The organism is Streptomyces sp. NPDC086080 (assembly GCF_044540255.1).
Taxonomy (GTDB): domain Bacteria; phylum Actinomycetota; class Actinomycetes; order Streptomycetales; family Streptomycetaceae; genus Streptomyces.
On sequence record NZ_JBITRU010000005.1, the window covers coordinates 60575 to 76427 of the forward strand.

Below are 15853 nucleotides of genomic sequence, written 5' to 3' on the forward strand. Positions count from 1 at the left end.
CCCATTTGGTCGCTACTCATAAACAACATACGAACAACTCCCCTTAGATGGATCAAAGTTGTAGCGTTTGGTCGTGACCCAGGAGAACGTGGCAGTGAACGGCAGCAGCAGGCTCACGCCCCAGGAGATCGCCGACATCCTGCGGGAGCGCATCCGGGCCGGCGAGCTCAGAGCGGGCGACCGGCTGCCCACCCAGGCCGAGCTGGCAGACGAGTTCGGCGTCGAGCGCGGCACCGTCCGCCAGGCGCTGCGCGCGCTGCAGGACGACGGCCTGCTCAGCAACGTCACCAAGGGCAGCCCGCCGAGGATCGCGGCCCCCGCCCCCGACCGCGCCGTCCGGGAGGAGCCCCAGCCGACGATGGTGGGGCTGGCACCGCGCCTGTCGGCCGCCTTCGAGGCCGACCGGGTGCGGATCGACGCGGTGTGCCTGACCTCCGAGAGCCTGATGGTGGCGCTCGGAGAACCGCTCCGGCACATCCACGAGGGCCGGATACGCCCCGCTTCGGTCGACGTACGCCTCCTCCTGCCCTCCCGCACCATCAACCTGGCTTTCCCGGTCCCCGTCGAGGAGGGCGGCGGCAGCGACAACCCGGTGCACGAGCGCTGGCTGGCGATGCGCAACGCCCAGGCCCAGGTGCTCCGGCACAACGTGCAGGCCCTGCGGGCGACGCACGGCATCGACGTACGGGTGCAGTTCCGCGCGCTGCCCTTCACCCCACCGGTGAAGCTGTACCTGCTCAACGGGGAGGAGGCGCTGCTCGGCTACTACATGCTCACCCGGCGCGAGGAGGAGTGGGAGAGCCAGAACCTGGAGATGTACGACGTCCTGGGCTCGGCGTCCCTGCTCTTCTCCTTCGCCGGGCGGGCCGGCCGGCGGGACGAGGCGTTCGTGGAGGAATCACAGAAGTGGTTCGACGCCCTCTGGGAAACCATCACGACGGACCTGACACTCTCCTATTGAATCCTCCCCCAGCTGAAGCAGGGGGATTCCTGGCTCACGCCGCCTGCGGGTCAGCGACCCGACAGGTCTTCCACGATCAGCACCAGCCGGGTTGAAACCAGCCCGGGGTCATACGGCAAAGCTCGGAGGTGCATGTGCTGTCCTGGTTCTCGATCAGCACGACGTACGCGCTTGGTTCTCGCAACGTACGGCGTGCAGTTTACCCGGCCGGGTGGGCGGTCTTTCGCCTTGACGGCGAAACCCCGTTTCCTGCCCTGCTTCGCAGGGGTCCGATTCCTCCCCGGCCTGAAGGCCGGGGCATCCTTGGGGGAGCCAGGTGACTTCTGAGACGACACGGACCGATCCGGCGACGGCCGAGACCGAGACCGAGACGGAACTGAACGAGATACGGGATCTGGCCAAGGGGGCCCGTGTCGTGCTGTGGGACTTCGACGGACCCATCTGCCGTCTGTTCGCGGGTCATTCGGCGGAGCGGGTGGCCGACGACCTCGCGTCCTGGCTCGAGGGGCGCGGCCTGCACCGCCTGCTCACGGACGAGGAACGCGAGTCCCTGGATCCGCATGTCGTCCTGCGCGCCGTCGACCGCCGGCACCCCGGCAGCGATCTCGTGGCGGAGCTGGAGGAGCGTCTCACCCAGGAGGAGCTGCGGGCCACGGCCTCCGCGATGCCGACCCCGTACGCCGACCCGCTGATCCGCACCTGGACCGCGGTGGGCGCCCGCCTGGCGATCGCCACGAACAACTCCCCGCGCGTCGTGCGCGAGTACCTGGCCTCGCGCGGCCTCGTCCCCTGTTTCGCCCCCCACATCTACGGCCGCACCCAGGAACTGAACCACCTCAAACCCGACCCCCACTGCATCAACCGCGCCCTGAACGCGATCGGCGCCGCCCCCGCCACCGCCCTGATGATCGGCGACACCCCCTCCGACCTGCACGCCGCGCGGGCGGCCGGCGTACCGTTCCTCGGCTATGCCCGCAACGACCACAAGAACAAGCTGCTGCGCGACGCGGGCGCCCTCACCGTCGTGGACTCCCTGCTGCCCGTGCTCCGGCTGGTCCGCGACCCGCGTCAGGCGTGAGTCATCAGCAGGGTGAGCACGAGCGCCGCACACAGGGCGCGACCGTTGCGCGGGTCCCGTGCCCACACGCCGATGAAGAGCAGGACCAGCAGGGCGACGGGGCCGAGCCGTGCCTCGGCGAGCAGGTTCAGCATCAGCTCCCCGAGCGGCGTGAGCACCTTGGACTGCGGCATGATCCGACCATCTCCCCTCCACTTTCCGGTAAGTGCGCAACTTGCCGTCCAATTGGACTGGATGTGCTGACAGTGGTCTGCCCGGGTGAATTGATCCCTTAACCAACACGGCGGGTTCCACCGCCGGTTGGCGCGGTTCGGGTGGTTTGCCGGTGGACTGAAGGCGGTACGTTCCGCTTGTGGCCGGACAGCGGACCGCCGAAGGCGGCGGGGGCAGGGAGTTCCAGCGGATCGCCGACGAGTTGCGCGGGCGGATAGGGAACGCGTACCCGCTGCGGTCCTTCCTGCCGTCGCAGCGCGCCCTGGCCGAGGAACTGGGAGTCTCCCGTGACACGGTGCAGCGGGCACTGCGCGAGCTGGCCAACGAGGGCTGGATCAAGTCGTACCGGGGCAGCGGCTCGCGGGTGATCAAAACCCAGCGCATACAGTCCTCGGCCGCCAAGGCGACGCGGTGGCGCGGCGAGGTGACGCTGGCCCCGTTCATCAGTGAGGCCTTCGAACAGCCGGAGGTCACCCTGGACGTCTACACACTGACGTCCGAGTCGCTGGACGCGCACATCCGGCTCCAGGCGGAACGGATCCGGGGCGGCTTCATCTCACCGCAGCGCATCACGCTGCGGATGCTCCTGCCGGATCCGGCGCTTCCGCTGCCCTACCCCCGGGTCCAGAACGACCCCGACGACACCCGACTGCGGGAACGGCTGAGGACCATCACCGAGTCGCACACGACGTCGCTGCTGGGGGCGCTCAGAGACCTGCAGACCGAGGGGCTGGTCCCCTCCGTCGACGTGTGGATCAAGCACGCCCCGCTCACTCCCACCTTCAAGCTCTACCTCTTCAACGCCGTCGAGGTCCTGCACGGCATGTACGAAATCATCGAGCGACCGCTGGAACTGGAACGCGGCGAGGTGGTCACGGCCCTGGACGTCCTGGGCCTCGGTGCGACCCTCACCCACCACGTGAAGACGGGGAAGCCGACGGCTCCGGGATCGGTCTTCGTGGACAGCATGCAGCAGTGGTTCGACTCGGTCTGGAAGCTGCTCTCGGAGTGAGGGCCGCCGGAATGCGGTCTGCTGGTGGACGGCGGACCATTTCCGAGAAGTGGGCTGCTTTCGGCGCGATGACTGCTTCTGAGTTGAACCGCATGCGCTAGCATTCGCGCACCGATTGAGCAAGCGCTCGCCTCCGTTCGTACCCAGGGGCCCATCAGCCGACTCGAACGGGCTTCCACGGCCTCGGGCAGACGGGTGACACCGTGCCCGACGCGGTCCGGTACGCGGCACTCCGCGTGCGGGAGGGGAGGCCGCATGCCTACCTTCAGTTGTGACTCCCCTCGTACCTCCCGGAGCGGCCAGTGGGCGCACCACCTGTTCCCCGACCCGCCCTCGGGGGACCCGCCGCGCCGGATGTCCAGCTCCGGGACTTCGTGGAACTCGCCACCCGGCGCGGTGTGGCCAGCAGCGGACACCACAACCAGAACTACGTGCTCCCGCTGACCGAGCCGGAGGCCCGGCTGCTCGGACGTGAGCCCGGAACCTCCGTGACGGTGCGGATCCGCCGGGCCGAGGCCTTGCCGGTCGTGATCAGGACCTGGGACAACGAGGACGAGATCCTCGGCGCGGTCAAGGGGATCCTGCCGCATGTGCCGCAGTGCCTCGCCAAGGGCGACGGCTTCGCCATCCACAGCTATGTGGAAGGCGTACCGCTGTCCAGCGTCTGCGGGAACGGAAAGCCCGTGGACACACTGCTCATCAAGGCGCTGGCCGGGCTGCTCGCCCAGATGGCCCAGGTGCGGCGCAGCGCGCTGCCTCCGCTGCCGGCCGGCTGGCCCCGCAACGACACCGACGGCCAGGGCTTTCTGCGGACGCTCGCGCATCGGGCCGACCGGCAGATCCGGCAGCCCAATTGGGCTGCCTTCGGTGGACTGTTCGCGGCCCTGGGCATTCCGGAGGACGCCTTGGTCAGGCTGGCCGAGCGGGCACCCGTGATGGCGCGGCGGCCGTACAGCCTGCTGCACGCGGACCTGCACCGCGACAACCTGATCGTCTCCTACGGCGGCACGCTTCCGCTCATCTGCGTCGACTGGGAGCTGGCGACCTACGGCGATCCGCTGCACGACCTGGCGACCCATCTGGTGCGCATGCGGTACCCGGACCATCAGTGGCCAGAGGTGATCGACGCCTGGGAGGAGGCCATGCGGCGCATCCGTCCGGCCGCCGTCAACGGGCTGGCGAAGGACCTGGGGCACTACCTGGCGTTCGAGCGGGCGCAGTCCGTCTTCCCGGACGTGATGCGGGCCGCGCGGAGCCTGGAGGAATCGTTCTCCCAGAAGAACCTGGACGAGGCGACGGCGGAGGTGAGCCGGGCGCTGGCGGCGGCCGCCGTACCGCTGCGGCTGAGCAGCGTGCCCGGGACGCAGGAGATCGAGGGCGCGCTGTTCCGCTGGCTGACGTCCCGCCGTGACTGGGGCGGCGGCGGCCGTGGCCCCGCCGCCGCCCCGGCCTTCGGCTGGCACCAGGACCGGCGGCTGCCGCTGCCCGAGGACTTCCCGGAGACCGCCGTCCTGGGCGCCCTCGCGGTGGAGGGCGCGGCGCCGGCGGGACGGGTCTTCAAGGGCACCGCCCACCTCAACACCGTGGTCCGCGTCCCGGGCGTCGACCACCCCGTCGTCGTACGCCGCGCACTGCCCGACGTGTGCCGACGGGAGCCGCGGTACCTCAGCGAGCACGCCGTGCTGCGCAGCATCGAGGCGGCCCCCGTCGCCGTGGCCGCGCCGAGAGCGCTGGCCCTGGGCGAGAGCTACCCGAACGACCCTTTCGTCATCCACACCTACGTGGGCCCGCAGGACATCGGCCGCCCTCCGAACCACCCCGTGAACGGGCTGCTGCCGCACGAGGCGGACGGTCTCGTGGACCAGCTCTGCGCGCTGACGCAGGTGGACTGCGGACGGGTGGATCCGTTGGCCGGAGAGCGGGGCTTCTACCGGTGGATCGCGGACCAACTCGTCCGCCTCGTCCTTGATCTGCCCAAGAAGTCGCTGCAACTCGCCCGGCAACTGGGCCTGCCGGACGCCGCGCGACTGCACCAGATCCTGTCCCGGCAGGAGGTGAGCCACCGCGAGCCGTCCCTGCTGCACGGCGACCTGAACCCGTGGAACCTGGTACGCCGTGACGACCCCTTCGCGCTGACCATCATCGACTGGGAGATGGCGCTGATCGGCGACCCCCTCTACGACCTGGTCCGGCACATGCACCTCACCCCGACCCGCCCGGAGATCCGTGACCGGATGTTCAGCCGCTGGGAGCGCGGGCTGCCACCCGAGTACACCCGAGGCTGGCGGGACGACTGGCAGGCGTACCGCCGGCTGGAGATCGTCCGCTCCGCGTACATCGACCTCGACCGCATCGTGACCGGCGCGAGCCTGGACGCCCCCAACGTCCGCCGCGCGGTGGACTCCTACGCGATGACCCTGACCGTCGCCACCGGAGCACTGGGCCTCCCGGTCCGCTCCACGGCGAATCCCTATCTCGCCCGCGCCCTGGTCTAGGAGGAACCCCCTGCGGCCGACGACCCCGGCCACATGCACCCGCCCGCGTCGCGCCGAGTACCGCCCGCGCCGTGCCAGCGCCGCGCCGCCCCAGTTTCCCGCCCGTGTGCCCCGGGGCGACCCTTCCCGTGGGCCATCTCCGGGTTCCTCATCGGCATCCTGTTCCGCTGGCTGTTCAACAGTGAGTTCGGCGTTGTCAACGACCTGCTGCAGAAGGCTGGTCTGAGCCGTGTCCCCAGGGACAAGAACTCCGCCCGCGTGATGCTCGTCCGGGCTGGTCTCGACCCGGCTGGCGCTGACGGCGCAAGCCCTGACGGAACGCTGTTCCGTCAGGCGGCCTGAGTCAGGACTCCCCTCCCTTCAGGGAGGGGAGGATTCAACATCCTCCCCACCATGGTCCTCGGTCCTGTTCGCCTTCGCCGGCCGCCACATCGTCCAGGGGCTCACGGCGGGGGCGGTGAAGGGGTGACCTCCGCGGTCATGACCGCTGCCCGGCCTCCCGGGCCGCGCTCTCCAGGCGCTGCCGGTAGGTCTCCCACCAGGCAGGATCGGTCGACGGCAGGCTGGTGTTGACGGCGTTCTCTCCCACGGCGCCGTCCAGGAGTTCGCGCAGGATGTCGGCGTGCCCGGCGTGGCGGTGGGTGTCGGCGATCACGCGGACCACGGCGTGGTGCAGCGTCAGTTCGTCCTTGCCGTCCGGCCACCAAGGCACCATGCCGGTCGTGTCCAGCGCGAGGGCGTCGATCGTGGCGTCCGCGTGCGCCCACGCCCGCCGGTACAGCTCCACGACGAACGCGCGTGACTCCCCGGCGGTGGCCCACATGTCGGCGTTGGTCTCCGCCGAGTCCGCGAGCCAGGGCAGCGGCTCGCCGGACGGCCGCCCGAAGGTGGCGCCGAGGTAGCCCAACTCCACCCCGGCCGCGTGCTTCACCAGGCCGAGGAGGTTGGTGCCGGTCGGCGTCATGGGGCGGCGGACGTCGTACTCGGAGAGGCCGTCGAGCTTCCACACCAGGGCGTCGCGGGCTTCCTGGAGGTAGCGGCGGAGGTCGGCCTTGGCGGCGTCGGACGATGTGGTCATGCGGCTCAGTCTGCCGCGCGCGGACCGCCGCCGGGGCGGCCTGCGCGCAGTGGACGCGCCGGGCATCCCCACGTCGCACCGGGCATCCCTACGTCGCGCCGGGCATCCTCACGTCGCGCCGGCCCCGGAAGTGTCACGGCCGGATGCGGAAGCACGCAGAACCGGCCGGTCCCACCGCCGGCGCTCACCTCCTGACGGCCTCCGCGATCAGCCGGGCGGCCTGGGCGGGGGTGCGGTGCGTGGTGTCGACGACCTCGGCCTCGGCGTGCAGCCAGGTACGGGCCGCCTCGGCATAGGCCTCCAGGTGGCGGAGACGGAACGGTGAGGGCCCGAGAACGGCGTCCCCCTCGATGCGCCCGCGGAGGGTCTCCTGGTCGGCATGGAGGACGAAGTGCCGTACCGGAACGGCATGGTGGGCGAGCCCCGCGCTGATCTCGCGCCAGTATTCCTCGACCAGGACGGTCATGGGCATCACCAGGGTGCCGCCCGTGTAGTCGAGGACGCGGCGGGCCGTCTCCACCACGAGCGGCCGCCACGGTGGCCAGTGCTGGAAGTTGTCCGTGCCGGGCAGCCCCGGCGTGATGTCCATGAGCGTCTCGCCGACCTTCTCGGCGTCGAGTACCCGAGCGTCCGGGAGCAGCCGCCGCACGATCGGCGCGGTGGTCGTCTTGCCGACGCCGTGCGTTCCGTTGATCCATACGATCACGGGCGTCACGCTACCTGTCCGGGCCGGACACGTGTGGGTGAGTCGGGGCTGACCTGCGGTGCCTACGGTCGTGTGGGACAAGTTGGTGGGTCGGTGTCCCGCTCAACCGTAGGCAGCGTGATGGTTCACCCGCGCAGCCGAGCCAGCAGGCGCCGTGGAGTCGGGCGCTGTGTATCGGACGGCATGGTGCGAGGGGCCGATCCGGCGTTCCTGGCTTGCTGGGCGAGTCGGTATTCGTCCGCCTCGCGGATGAGTTCGTGGGAGCGGACCTGGTGCAACTCGAAGTGCATGCCGCTCGCTCCTACTGCTGGAGCTGCAGGACGTCGGCGACCACGCAACTGACGTTGTCGGGGCCGCCGGAGCCGTTGGCGAGGGCGACGAGTTCGCGGACCGCCTGCTCGGGCTCGCTGATGTCGGAGAGCACCCGGCGGATCCCTTCGGTCGGCACGACGGTGGACAGGCCGTCCGAGCAGAGCAGGTAGCGGTCTCCCTGCCGGGCGTCGTGCAGGCGCATGTCGGGTGTGGAGTCGGCTCCTTGGCCCAGGGCACGTATCAGCAGGGACCGCTGGGGGTGGGAGGCGGCTTCTTCCGGGCTGAGGCGCCCTTCGTCGACCATCGACTGCACCATGGTGTGGTCGTGGGTGATCTGGAACAGCTCTCCGTCGCGCAGGAGGTGGACGCGGGAGTCGCCGATGTGGACGAGGGCCAGCTGCGAGCCGGTCCACAGCATCGCGGTGAGTGTGGTGCCGGCGTCCTCGGAGGAAGGGCCGAGTCCGGAGATGCCGTGCACGGCCAGCTTGGCCTGGTCGATGGCGTCTTCGAGGGCGTTGAGGAGATTGCCCGCCGGGAGGCTGTCGGTTTCGAGGCGCTTGAGCGCGTCGACGGCGGCGGCGCTTGCGGGGGCACCTCCGCTGCCGTAGCCGTCGGCGACGGCGAGCAGGCGGGACCCTGCGTAGGCGGTGTCCTGGTTGCTCTCGCGGACAAGGCCGGTGTCGGAAAGGGCGGCGTAACGGATGCCCAGGGGCTTGACGGTCGGGGACATGGCAGGGTCCTTCCAGTTGAGGTGGTCGATGAGGAAGGTGGCCAGGTCCCGCCGTGCGGCGGTGTCGGCTTCGACCTGGGCCCAGAACGCGCGGATCTCTTCCGCTGCCGGACCTGCCTCCAGCGTGCAGACCTGTTGGATGCGGGCGAGAGGCATCCCGAGACGTCGGAGCCAGGCAACCAGCCGGGCCTGATCCAGTTGCTCCGGTGCGTAGAGGCGGTAGCCGGTCACCGGGTCGACGCGAGCGGGAGTCAGCAGGCCGAGCTCGTCGTAAAGACGCAGCGCCTTCGGCGACAGCCGGGACGCCCTCGCGAACGTCCCGATGGTCAGCAACTCCATGCTCGTTCCTCCTCATGCCAGGCACGTCGCCCGGCCCCACCGATGCTGTGGGCTCCCCCAAGGTGAAGGTCAACCAAGGGCTCTGTCCGGCTCGTCCGGATGGTCTCCTACTCGGTTCGAAGAGGTCAGGACTGCGCGCCCCGGAACGCGAGATACCGGCTGAAGGCTTCGTGGCTGTCGGGGGTGAAGCGCCACTCCAGCAGGGCCGAGCCGAGCTCCGGCTCGGTCAGCCAGCCATGCCAGGCGACCTCATCGGGATCGGGGACCACAGCATCCGGCACCACGGCTTCGTGCACGCCGAGCCAGTGAGGGCTCAAACCGCTGCGGTTGATGAACGTGAACAGCAGGCGCGGCAGCGCACGAATGCCCAGCTCTTCTGCCAGCTCCCGCCCGGCGGCCTGTTCATAGGACTCGCCGACATGTGCGGCGCCACCGACCTCGACCTCATAGAGCCCGGGGAAGCGGGACACCTGCTCCGACCGCCGGTGGACGAGGATCCGGCCACGATCATCACGACACACCGTCACGGCGACCCGATGCAGCCAACCCTCCCGCGTGGCCTCCCGACGGCTGACCACCCCCAGCACACGATCTTGACCGTCGACACGCTCCACCGATTCATCCACGACGCACATACTGGCGGAGCCCACCGACAACGCCGCTTCTCGGCGACTCGCGGAGGCCGACCCCAAACACCTGCACCAGGAGGCCGCACACGGATGACGACAGTTGTCGTGCGAATACGACACCTGTCGTGCTCAGGCTCACACATCCAGGGGTATGCCGTGGCGCACTATTGCAAGCGGGTGCTTGCAATAGTTAGCTAGGTGGGGCAGGGTGAAGGTATGGGAACGCTCAACGTCGGCAATCTCGGTGAGTATCTGCGCGAGCAGCGGCGCAGCGCGCAGTTGTCGCTGCGGCAGCTCGCCGATGCCGCCGGGGTGTCCAATCCGTATCTCAGCCAGATCGAGCGCGGGCTGCGCAAGCCCAGTGCGGAGGTGCTGCAGCAGGTCGCCAAGGCGCTGCGGATCTCCGCCGAGACGCTGTACGTCCGGGCCGGCATCCTCGACGCGGAGCGGGACCGGGACGAGATGGAGACCCGTGCCGCGCTGCTCGCCGACCCCACGCTGACCGAGCGTCAGAAGCAGGTGCTGCTCCAGATCTACGAGTCGTTCCGCAAGGAGAACGGGTTTGGCGGCGCCGAGGACGGTGAGGCGACGGAGGACGCCGGGGCGGCGGAGGCGGCCGGGGTGTCCGAGGCCGCCGACGTGAGTGGCCGCGCGTCAAAGGTTCCCGCGGACGTTCCGGTGGACGTGCCGGAGGGCGATGGCGCGATACGCCGGAGCCGCAAGACCCGCGGCGGTGCGTCCGGCAAGGGCCGGTCCCGCGCGGCCGGTGCCATCGACAGTTCCATCGACAGTGACAGCGATCCGCGGCGGACGGCCGGCTGAGCCGGACCAGGGCGTCGGCCACCTGCCGCGGATCACCCCTACAACCCTCAGCCGAAACGATATCCGGGAGGACCATCACCATGGCCATCACCCACGACCTGCGCAAGACCCTCAGCGACCCGACCCCCCTCTACTTCGCCGCCGGCACCGCCGACCTCGCGCTGCAGCAGGCCAAGAAGGTGCCGGCTCTGGTGGAGCAGCTGCGCACCGAGGCCCCGGCCCGCATCGAGGCCGTGCGCAACACCGACCCCAAGGTCGTTCAGGAGCGGGCGACCGTCCGGGTCCGGGAGACGCAGGAGAACCTCCAGGCCAAGGTCAACGAGCTCATCGGCTCGCTCGACACCGATCTGAAGAAGCTCGGAGAGAACGCCCAGGACCTCGCGCTGCGTGGCGTCGGCATCGCCGCCGAGTACGCGGTCAAGGCCCGGGAGACGTACGAGAAGGTCGCCGAGCGCGGTGAGCAGACCGTGCGGACCTGGCGCGGCGAGGCCGCCGAGGGCATCGAGGACATCGCCGTGGCCGTCGAGCCGTCCGCCGAGCCGGTCGTCGAGCCGAAGCCCGCGCCCCGGCCCGAGCCGGTCGAGGTCAAGAGCGACCAGCCCGCCGCGGCCGGCACCACGAACGGCGCCACCTCGGTGAAGAAGCCCGCCGCCGCCAAGAAGGCCCCGGCGCGCAAGACGTCCGCGAAGAAGACGACCCCGCCCGCGAAGTAGCCACGGGCGCACGGGGTGGTGCGACGGGCCGGGCACTCCGACGAGGCCCGGCCCGTTCTCCGGATAGCCGGCCGGGGGATGCGGGTACGGTGACGGCGTAGACGACGAGCCGAATCGGGTGGTGGACGTTGTGCTGATGCAGGGCTTCGTGGGGTTCATGTGGCTGCTGAGCATGGCCCTGATCGCTTTCAGCGGGTTCGCGCTGATCGACGCGGCGACGCGCCGTGAGGACGCCTACCGTGCGGCGGACAAGAAGACCAAGCCGTTCTGGCTGATCATCCTCGCCCTGGCCTTCGTGGTGAACCTGATCTTCAACATCCTGTCGTTCCTGCCGATCATCGGGCTGATCGCGACCATCGTGTACATGGTCGACGTCCGCCCGGCCCTCCGGGGCCTGCCCGGCGGCGGCCGGACCCGCCGGGGCGGCTCCAGCAGCGACGGCCCCTACGGCCCGTACAACGGCGGTCGCTGACCCACGACGGGTGGCCCCCGCGTCGGGTGAGGGCGCGGGGCCGGCTCACACCCCCCGGTCCAGCAGCAGTACCGCCACGTCGTCCGTCAGCTCGCCCCCGTTGAGGTCCCGGACCTCGTTCACGGCGGTCCGCAGCAGTTCCTCCCCGCTCAGCCCCGCGGCGAGCTGCCTGCGGATCATGTCGACCATGCCCTCCTGGCCGAGCCGCTCGCCGGTGTCACCGACCCGGCCCTCGATCAGGCCGTCGGTGTAGAGCATCAGACTCCACTCGGCCCCCAGCTCCACCTGCATGCGCGGCCAGCGGGCGTTCGGCAGCAGGCCGAGGGCCGGGCCGTTGTTGTCGTACGGCAGCAGGCGCGCGGGCGTGCCCGGCCGGGCGAGCAGTGGGGAGGGGTGTCCGGCCAGGCACAGGCCCGCCCGGCGGCCGTCCGGTGCGATGTCCACCGTGCACAGGGTCGCGAAGATCTCGTCGTCCGGGCGTTCGTGTTCCAGCACCTGCTGCAGCGTGCCGAGCAGTTCGTCCCCGCACAGCCCCGCCAGGGTCAGCGCGCGCCAGGCGATACGCAGCTCCACGCCGAGGGCGGCCTCGTCCGGGCCGTGCCCGCAGACGTCGCCGATCATGGCGTGCACGGTGCCGTCCGGGGTGCGGACGACGTCGTAGAAGTCGCCCCCGAGCAGGGCGCGCGAGCGGCCGGGCCGGTAGCGGGCGGCGAAGCGCAGCGAGGAGCCGTCCAGCAGCGGCGTGGGCAGCAGGCCGCGCTCCAGACGGCGGTTCTCCTGGGCGCGGACGCGGCCCTCGGCGAGCCGCCGCTCGGCGGAGTCGGACCGCTTGCGCTCCACCGCGTAGCGGATCGCCCGGCTGAGCAGTCGGCCGTCCAGCTCGTCACGGACGAGATAGTCCTGGGCGCCCACGCGTACCGCCTCCGCGCCGCGCTCGGTGTCGTCGGCGCCGGTCAGGGCGAGGACGGCGTGCCGGGGCGCGATCCGCAGTACGTGCTTGAGCACCGCGAGCTCGTCGTCGGCGCCGGCGCGGCCCGGCGCGGGCAGTGCGAGGTCCAGCAGGATGCAGTGGACGTCGTCGGTCAGCAGCCGCTCCGCCTCGGTGAGATTGCGGGCGGTGCGGACGCGAATCGGCCTGCCCGACTGGTCGAGCAGATCCGGCACGATCGGCGAACCGCCGGGGTCGTCCTCGATCAGCAGCAGTGTGAGGTTGGTGTGGGCGGCCGTCTCGGCCTCCGGGGAGGCCTGGGCGAGGCCTTTGAGCGGTGCAGCGGCCGGCGCCTGACCACCTTCCGCGGCCGGGATCGCTCTCTGCCGCGGTACGGGTGCGGGCATTGTTCCGGGTTCCTTCCCTCCCCCCGAGGGCGTGGCGGGGGCGACGGATCTCGCCCCTGTCCCCGGCTCTCGGCTCTGCGTGCGAGCTGGGGATGCCCCTTCGAACGGGGACCATAGCGGTTGACGGCACCGCAGCGGAATGGCGTGAACCACGCCGCTCCGCCCTCGGCCGCTGTCATATGCCGCGTTTGCTATCGCAGTTGGACAGGCCGGAGCCGCCGGGGGAATGACGAACGTCACGTGGGCGGGGCGTTTGCAGGGAAGATCGACGTGCTTTGGGTCACTTTGCTCCGGCTGCCGGGCCGTTGGGCGGATCGGGGTGGTGCGGGCGGTGCGTTCCGCCGGTGCGGTTCGCCGGTGCGGTTCGCGTCCGGTCCGGTCGCACCGGACGCTCCGGCAGGCGCTCCGGCAGCCGTCTCCGGCGGTGCTCCGGCAGGGTCTTCGACAGACGCTCCGGCAGGCGTCCGGCAGGTGTCCGGCAGGCGATCCGACGGTCAGTTCACCGTTCGGTTCGCTGCCGGGTCCGGCCGTACGACCCCGAGGATCGGCATCGATCCGGCTCCGGCGAGCGTCACCGACCGTCCGGGGCGCGGGGCGTGCACCATGACGCCGTCGCCGACGTACATCCCGACATGGCTCGCGTCGGCGAAGTAGATGATGAGGTCACCGGGCCGCATGTCCTCGACGGCGACGCGCTTCAGCTGCTCCCACTGCGCCTGTGAGGTGCGCGGCATGCTCAGTCCGGCGGAGATCCAGGCCTGCGAGGTCAGCCCGGAGCAGTCGTACGTGTTCGGGCCTTCGGCGCCCCACTGGTAGGGCTTCCCGATCTGCGCGGTGGCGTAGGCGACGGCCTTCTTGCCCTGCTCCGTCGCCTTGCCTTCGATCTCGTCGAGGACGCCGGAGCCCAGCCAACTCGCCTGGGCCCGGGCGGCGGCCTGTCGCTCCAGCCGGACCAGGCGCTCCCGCTCCTCCTGCTCCAGCTCGGACTCGACCTTCTCGGCCGCCTCGATCTGCTTCTCGATCTTCTTCTGTGCCGTGGCCTTGGCCCTGCGGCCCGCCTCCAGCTTCTTCCACTGCGCGTCCGCGTCCTTCGCGTACTGCTCCAAGTCCTGCTGGAGGCGGGTCTTTTCTCCGAGCAGCCCCTTGGTCGCGTGCTCGCCCTGCCGCACCCGGCCCGCGCCGTCGAGGAAGTCCTGCGGATCGTCGCTCAGCATGAGACGCGCCTCGGGCGGCAGTCCGCCACCGCGGTACTGGGCGGCGGCCGCGGCGCCCGCGCGGTCCTTCAGCTCGTCCAGCTTCTCCCGGCCCTCGACGATCTTCTTCGCCAGCCGGACGATCTCGGCGGACTGCTTCCGCGCCTTCTCCTCGGCGGCGTTGTACTCCTCGGTGGCCACGGCTGCCGCGCGGTAGAGCTTCTCGAGCTTCTCGCGGATGGCTTCGAGTTCCTTGTCGGTGATCACCACGGTGACGCTCGCGGTCGTGCCCGGAGGGGGCGGGGGAGTGGGTGCCGCGAACGCCGTGCCCGGCGCCGCCAGCACCGTGACCGCGCAGACCACGGTCACGGCCGCCGTGAGCAACCCGCGTTTGCCCGTCCCCATGACGCCACCCCCACCTGATTAACCGTCAGTAACATTTGGTCGTCGGGGGGATGCTGCCACGCCGACGCGCGAAACGACAGAGGGAATACTGCCCGCCTCTCCCCGCCCACCATCCTCCGGCGTGACGATCGCTCCGTCTGTGTGACGAACGACTCACGGAGATCGTTCCCGAAGTCGGAGCCCGAGTGCCTGGGTGCTGGGTGCCGGAGTTTGGACGGCGGGGTGCTGGGTTCGGGCCGCGGGACCTGGGCCGTGGACTCCGGAGCCCGGACGACGGGGACGTCGAGCCGGGTGCGAGGGGTGACGCCTCGAGGCGTCGGCGTGCAGTCGTACGGGTGCGAGGGGCGAATCCCGGCGTGTAGGCGTGGCGGCGTGGCGGCGTGCCGTCGTGCGGGTGTTGCCGCCGGACGGGTCGTGCCCTGATGTCGCGTCAGCGGCGAGGCGACCGCCGAGGCCGCTCGCCGACGCCGGCGCCCGGGTCAGCCCCGTGGAGCCAGTGCCTCCCACCGCACCGTGATCTCCCCTTGGCGCCATCGCGCCGGCCCGTCCGTCACCGGCCAGTCGGCTGTGAGGTCCCCCGCCGTCCGGATCCAGCGCTGCCGGGCGCCGTACGAGGCGTAGGGCGCGGCGGCCGCCCAGGCGCGGTCGAAGTCGCGCAGGAAGGCGTGCACCGGCTCGCCGGGGACATTGCGGTGGATGAGTGCCTTCGGGAGCCGTTCCGCCAGGTCCGAGGGGCGTTCCAGCGAACCCAGCCGGGTCGCGAAGGTCACCGTGCGCGGCCCTTCCGGCCCGAGCGCGACCCACACGTGCCGCCGTCCGATCTCGTCACAGGTCCCCTCGACCAGCAGCCCGCCGCGCGATCCCGTCGCCGGGTCGGCCGGTGCGAGCCGCGCGCACAGCCGCCGCCACACCGCGGCCACCTCGGCCTCGTCGTACTGGCGCAGTACGTTCGCCGCGCGGACCAGCAGCGGACGTCCGGGCACCGGGATCTCGAAGCCCCCGCGGAGGAAGGCCAGCCCCTCGCGCTCGTACGGCCGGGCCGCCGCGACCCGGGCCGGTTCGATCTCGATGCCCGTCACACGCGCGCGTGGCGCCACGGTGCGCAGCCGGTGCAGCAGTTCGACCGCGGTCCAGGGCGCCGCGCCGTAGCCCAGATCGACGGCGAGGGGGTCCTCCGCGCGGCGCAGTTCCGCGCCGTGCGTGGCCGCTATCCAGCGGTCCATGCGGCGCAGCCGGTTGGGGTTGGTGGTGCCGCGCGTCACCGTGCCCACGACGGGGAGGGCGGCGGTGCGGACGGTCATACCGACGAGGGTACGGGGGCACCGGCGCGGAGGGCCGATACGGGTGGGACGGCGCCACG

16 protein-coding genes are annotated in these 15853 nt (G+C 70.9%); 7 read left to right on the plus strand and 9 right to left on the minus strand.

What is annotated here, in order from left to right:
- Window positions 1-67 precede the first annotated feature (67 nt).
- Window positions 68-961, plus strand: a complete 894-nt coding sequence (locus ACIF9R_RS08085; protein ID WP_399975914.1) for a GntR family transcriptional regulator — start codon at window positions 68-70, stop codon at window positions 959-961.
- A 316-nt stretch (window positions 962-1277) separates the two neighbouring features.
- Window positions 1278-2039 (plus strand): HAD family hydrolase, encoded by a 762-nt coding sequence (locus ACIF9R_RS08090; RefSeq protein WP_399975916.1) that lies wholly within the window; start codon window positions 1278-1280, stop codon window positions 2037-2039.
- On the opposite strand, the gene ACIF9R_RS08095 is transcribed toward ACIF9R_RS08090, so the two are convergent.
- Window positions 2030-2212: a hypothetical protein gene (locus ACIF9R_RS08095; protein WP_399975918.1), complete on the minus strand. Its 183-nt coding sequence runs from the start codon at window positions 2210-2212 to the stop codon at window positions 2030-2032. The genes ACIF9R_RS08090 and ACIF9R_RS08095 overlap by 10 nt on opposite strands.
- A 179-nt stretch (window positions 2213-2391) precedes the next feature.
- Here ACIF9R_RS08095 and ACIF9R_RS08100 point away from each other — a divergent pair, with 179 nt between their 5' ends.
- Together ACIF9R_RS08100 and ACIF9R_RS08105 are read left to right on the plus strand one after the other, a co-directional pair.
- A complete protein-coding gene (locus ACIF9R_RS08100) occupies window positions 2392-3264 on the plus strand; it encodes a GntR family transcriptional regulator (protein ID WP_399975921.1) in 873 nt (290 codons plus the stop codon).
- Window positions 3265-3566: 302 nt separating this feature from the next.
- Window positions 3567-5759 carry an aminoglycoside phosphotransferase family protein gene (locus tag ACIF9R_RS08105; RefSeq protein ID WP_399975923.1) on the plus strand — a complete coding sequence of 731 codons (2193 nt, stop codon included), beginning with the start codon at window positions 3567-3569 and terminating at the stop codon, window positions 5757-5759.
- Window positions 5760-6237: 478 nt separating this feature from the next.
- Here the strand turns inward: ACIF9R_RS08105 and ACIF9R_RS08110 are convergent, their stop codons facing one another.
- From ACIF9R_RS08110 to ACIF9R_RS08130, 5 genes are all read right to left on the minus strand, one after another.
- Complete coding sequence (locus ACIF9R_RS08110) at window positions 6238-6837, minus strand: DinB family protein (RefSeq protein WP_399975925.1); 600 nt, start codon at window positions 6835-6837, stop codon at window positions 6238-6240.
- A gap of 184 nt (window positions 6838-7021) precedes the next feature.
- Window positions 7022-7543, minus strand: coding sequence for an AAA family ATPase (locus ACIF9R_RS08115; protein ID WP_399975928.1), 522 nt, complete (start codon window positions 7541-7543; stop codon window positions 7022-7024).
- A gap of 125 nt (window positions 7544-7668) precedes the next feature.
- The gene (locus ACIF9R_RS08120; RefSeq protein WP_399975930.1) at window positions 7669-7833 is read right to left on the minus strand and encodes a hypothetical protein; all 165 of its coding nucleotides are present in this window, start codon (window positions 7831-7833) and stop codon (window positions 7669-7671) included.
- Between the two features lie 11 nt (window positions 7834-7844).
- A complete protein-coding gene (locus ACIF9R_RS08125) occupies window positions 7845-8924 on the minus strand; it encodes a MerR family transcriptional regulator (RefSeq protein WP_399975933.1) in 1080 nt (359 codons plus the stop codon).
- A 125-nt stretch (window positions 8925-9049) separates the two neighbouring features.
- Window positions 9050-9559 (minus strand): NUDIX hydrolase, encoded by a 510-nt coding sequence (locus ACIF9R_RS08130; protein ID WP_399976633.1) that lies wholly within the window; start codon window positions 9557-9559, stop codon window positions 9050-9052.
- 210 nt (window positions 9560-9769) lie between these two features.
- Here ACIF9R_RS08130 and ACIF9R_RS08135 point away from each other — a divergent pair, with 210 nt between their 5' ends.
- The 3 genes from ACIF9R_RS08135 to ACIF9R_RS08145 all read left to right on the plus strand — a co-directional run bounded on the left by ACIF9R_RS08135 (window position 9770) and on the right by ACIF9R_RS08145 (window position 11560).
- Window positions 9770-10375, plus strand: coding sequence for a helix-turn-helix domain-containing protein (locus ACIF9R_RS08135; protein WP_399975935.1), 606 nt, complete (start codon window positions 9770-9772; stop codon window positions 10373-10375).
- A gap of 80 nt (window positions 10376-10455) precedes the next feature.
- On the plus strand, window positions 10456-11088 hold the full coding sequence (locus ACIF9R_RS08140) for a hypothetical protein (protein WP_399975938.1): 633 nt from the start codon (window positions 10456-10458) through the stop codon (window positions 11086-11088).
- 136 nt (window positions 11089-11224) lie between these two features.
- Entirely contained in the window at window positions 11225-11560 is a 336-nt protein-coding gene (locus ACIF9R_RS08145) for a DUF2516 family protein (protein WP_399976635.1), read from the plus strand.
- A 45-nt stretch (window positions 11561-11605) separates the two neighbouring features.
- Here ACIF9R_RS08145 and ACIF9R_RS08150 read toward each other — a convergent pair whose 3' ends face one another.
- The 3 genes from ACIF9R_RS08150 to ACIF9R_RS08160 form a co-directional block, all read right to left on the minus strand.
- On the minus strand, window positions 11606-12895 hold the full coding sequence (locus ACIF9R_RS08150) for a PP2C family protein-serine/threonine phosphatase (protein WP_399975940.1): 1290 nt from the start codon (window positions 12893-12895) through the stop codon (window positions 11606-11608).
- Window positions 12896-13389: 494 nt separating this feature from the next.
- Window positions 13390-14493, minus strand: a complete 1104-nt coding sequence (locus ACIF9R_RS08155) for an NlpC/P60 family protein (protein WP_399975942.1) — start codon at window positions 14491-14493, stop codon at window positions 13390-13392.
- 479 nt (window positions 14494-14972) lie between these two features.
- Entirely contained in the window at window positions 14973-15794 is an 822-nt protein-coding gene (locus ACIF9R_RS08160; RefSeq protein ID WP_399975944.1) for a class I SAM-dependent methyltransferase, read from the minus strand.
- Between the last annotated feature and the right edge of the window lie 59 nt (window positions 15795-15853).